Genomic DNA, 3,426 nt, shown 5'->3' on the forward strand with positions numbered 1-3,426 from the left:
GCCTGCATGACCGGGCTCGGAGCATTGACGCTCTCCCTCCATCATCTGCAGGCGCAGATCGAGCTCAAGGCCGAGACCATGACCGACCCGCTGACAGGGTTGCTGAACCGCCGGGCATTGACGTCGCTTTACGGCGAGCGGAGTTTCGGTCCATTCATGTCTATCGTCATGTTCGACCTCGACCACTTCAAGCGGACGAACGATGTCTACGGTCACCCGGTTGGGGATCAGGTCTTGTGCCGTTTTGCCGCCGTCATCAAGAAATATGCCCGGCCCGGCGTCGACGCTTTTCGCCTTGGCGGCGAGGAGTTCGCAGTCGTCATGTCGCGGATGACGGACGAAAAGGCCTACGATCTCGCCAGCAAGATCGGCGTGGCTTTCGGCGCCGAAATCGTCCCCACCCAGCTCGGCAAATTGCGCAGCACGGTCAGCGGCGGCATCGGCTTTGGCGAGGCAAGCGGCAGCAGCCTCGACAACGTGCTCACCGAGGCAGACGCGGCGCTCTATGCCGCCAAACGCGCCGGACGAAATTGCGTCATCAGCCGCAAGAGGATGGGCAAGGCCGAGCCGATCAAGCCGGCCTTGCGCTCAGCGTAAATTACTCCGCGGCCCCCAGATAGTCGGACAGCGGCGGGCACGAGCAGACCAGGTTGCGGTCGCCGGCGACATTGTCGATGCGTGACACCGGAGGCCAGTACTTGGCTGCCGTGTCGGCGTCGCCGGCCGGATAGGCCGCTTCCAGGCGCGAGTAGGGATGGTTCCACTGGCCGGCCAGCGCCTCGGCGGCGGTGTGCGGCGCGTTGACCAGCGGATTGTCGGCCAAAGGCCATTCGCCCCTGGCGACTTTTGCTGCCTCTGCCGATATCGCGATCATGGCCTCGCAGAAGCGGTCGATTTCCCGCTTGGGCTCGGACTCGGTCGGCTCCACCATCAGCGTGCCGGCGACCGGGAAGGACATGGTCGGCGCGTGAAAACCATAATCGATCAGCCGCTTGGCGACATCGTCGACACTGATGCCTGCACTCTCCTTGAGCACACGGGTGTCGAGGATGCATTCATGCGCGACGCGTCCCTGCCTGCCCTTGTAGAGCACCGGGAAATGCGCACCGAGCCGCGTTGCGATGTAGTTGGCGGAAAGGATCGCTGTTTCGGTCGCCTGCTTCAGGCCCGAGGCGCCCATCATGCGGATATACATCCAGGTGATCGGCAGGATCGAGGCGCTGCCGAAGGGGGCGGCGGAGACGGCGTGCGCCGAGCCTTCGGTGACATGGCCGGGCAAATACGGCTTCAAATGCGCCTTGACGCCGATCGGCCCGATGCCGGGTCCGCCGCCGCCATGCGGAATGCAGAAGGTCTTGTGCAGGTTCATATGGCAGACATCGGCGCCGATGTCGCCGGGACGGGCAAGCCCGACCAGCGCGTTGAGGTTGGCACCGTCGAAATAGACCTGGCCGCCATGCTCATGGATCAGCGCGCAGAGATCGCGTGCGCCTTCCTCGAACACGCCATGCGTCGAGGGATAGGTGAACATCAGCGCTGCGAGATTTTGCGCATGCTCAGTCGCCTTGGCCTTCATGTCGTCCATGTCGATGTTACCGTCTTCGGTGCAGCGCACGACGACGACGTTCATGCCAGCCATCGCCGCGCTCGCGGGATTGGTGCCATGCGCCGAGGAGGGGATCAGGCAGACGGTGCGGTGGTTGTCGCCGCGAGAGCGGTGATAGCCGCGGATGGCGAGCAGTCCGGCATATTCGCCCTGGCTGCCGGCATTGGGCTGCAATGTGACGGCGTCGAAGCCGGTGATCTCCGACAGCCAGCCCTCCAGCTCGCCGATCATGGCGCGGTAGCCTGCCGAGTGCGCGGCCGGGGCGAAAGGGTGCAGATTGGCAATGCTCGGCCAGCTCACCGGCATCATCTCGGCGGCGGCGTTGAGCTTCATGGTGCAGGATCCCAGCGGGATCATGGCGCGGTCGAGCGCCAGGTCCTTGTCGGCCAGCCGGCGCAGGAAGCGCATCATCTCGGTTTCCGACTTGTTTTCGTGGAAAACAGGCTGGGTCAGGAACTCCTTGCCGCGCGGCTTGCCGGGCACCGTGCTGTCGGCGGAGGCGCCAGCCTTGGCGCCGAACAGGGCCGCGATTGCGTCGAGATCGGCCTCGGTGGAGGTTTCGTCGAAGGCGATGCCGATGTGGTCGGCATCGACGGCACGCAGCAATCTGCCGCCCTTTTCAGCGGCGGCGGCGATCGAAGCTGCCTTGCCCTTCACCTCGGCCGTCACCGTGTCGAAGCGGCTTGAACCGAGCACGGAGATGTTTGCTGCTTTGAGCCCGGCGGCAAGACGATTGGCCAGCGTGTGGATGCGCCCGGCAATCGCCTGCAGCCCGGCGGGGCCGTGCCAGATGGCATAGGCGGTCGCCATATTGGCGAGCAGCGCCTGCGCGGTGCAGATGTTGGAGGTCGCCTTGTCGCGGCGGATATGCTGCTCACGCGTCTGCAAGGCAAGCCGGTATCCGGGCCGGCCCTTGCTGTCGGTGGACTGGCCGACCAGGCGGCCAGGCATCAGCCGCGTCAGCCTGTCGGAGACGGCGCAATAGGCCGCGTGCGGGCCGCCAAAGCCCATCGGCACGCCAAAGCGCTGCATCGGGCCGACTGCGATGTCGGCGCCAAGCTTGGCCGGCGCGTCGGTCAGCGTCAGGCCGAGCGGGTCGGCGATGAAGACGACGAGAGCGCCGGTCGCGTGTGCCTTGTCGATCGCTGCCTTGTGGTCGCCATAGACGCCAAATGTATCCGGCCAGGAGACAAGCAGGGCGGCGGTGTTGTCGTCGATCGTCTCGCCATCGATCTCGATGCCGAGCGGCTCGGCGCGGGTGCGCACCACGTCCAGCGTCTGCGGGTGCGGCGTGCCGGCAAGTGCTACCTTGGTGCGCTTGTCGCGGTGATGGCGCAGTGCAATGCCGACCGCCTCGGCCACGGCGGTTGCTTCATCCAGCAGCGACGCCGATGCCACCGGCAGGCCGGTCAGTTCGGTGACCAGGGTCTGGAAGTTGAACAGCATTTCCAGCCGGCCCTGGCTGATCTCGGCCTGATAGGGCGTGTAGGCCGTATACCAGGCCGGGTTCTCGAACAGATTGCGCTGGATAACCGGCGGCACATGGACGCCGTGATAACCGGCGCCGATGAAGCTCTTCAGCACCGTATTCCCGGCCATGACAGCCGAAAGCTCAGCCAGCGCTTCCGCCTCGCTCGCTGGTGCCGGCAGGGCAAGCGGCCGATCGAGCCGGATCGACTTCGGGACGGACTGGCTGATCAGCGTCTCGATCGAGGGCACGCCGATGGCGGCCAGCATGGCTCTGGTATCGTTGAGGCCGGGACCGATATGGCGGGCCGAGAAGGGGTAGGGTGCTGCGGTCATCTCAATAAGTCCTGATA

At 65.4% G+C, this 3,426-nt stretch carries 2 protein-coding genes; one reads left to right on the forward strand and one right to left on the reverse strand.

Annotated features, from left to right (window positions below; translation table 11 throughout):
- On the forward strand, nucleotides 1-597 hold a 597-nt coding region (locus EN969_RS22555; RefSeq protein WP_164758424.1), incomplete at its 5' end, for a GGDEF domain-containing protein.
- 1 nt (nucleotide 598) lies between these two features.
- Here EN969_RS22555 and gcvP read toward each other — a convergent pair.
- Nucleotides 599-3,409 (reverse strand): aminomethyl-transferring glycine dehydrogenase, encoded by a 2,811-nt coding sequence (gcvP, locus tag EN969_RS22560; protein ID WP_063167887.1) that lies wholly within the window; start codon nucleotides 3,407-3,409, stop codon nucleotides 599-601.
- Nucleotides 3,410-3,426: the final 17 nt, after the last annotated feature.

Source organism: Mesorhizobium sp. M7A.F.Ca.CA.003.01.2.1, assembly GCF_003998945.1.
GTDB lineage: Bacteria > Pseudomonadota > Alphaproteobacteria > Rhizobiales > Rhizobiaceae > Mesorhizobium > Mesorhizobium ciceri.

Coding starts and splice junctions, on each gene's coding strand:
- gcvP (WP_063167887.1), bottom strand. CDS start 3,409: ATGACCGCAGCACCCTACCCCTTCTCGGCCCGCCATATCGGTCCCGGC.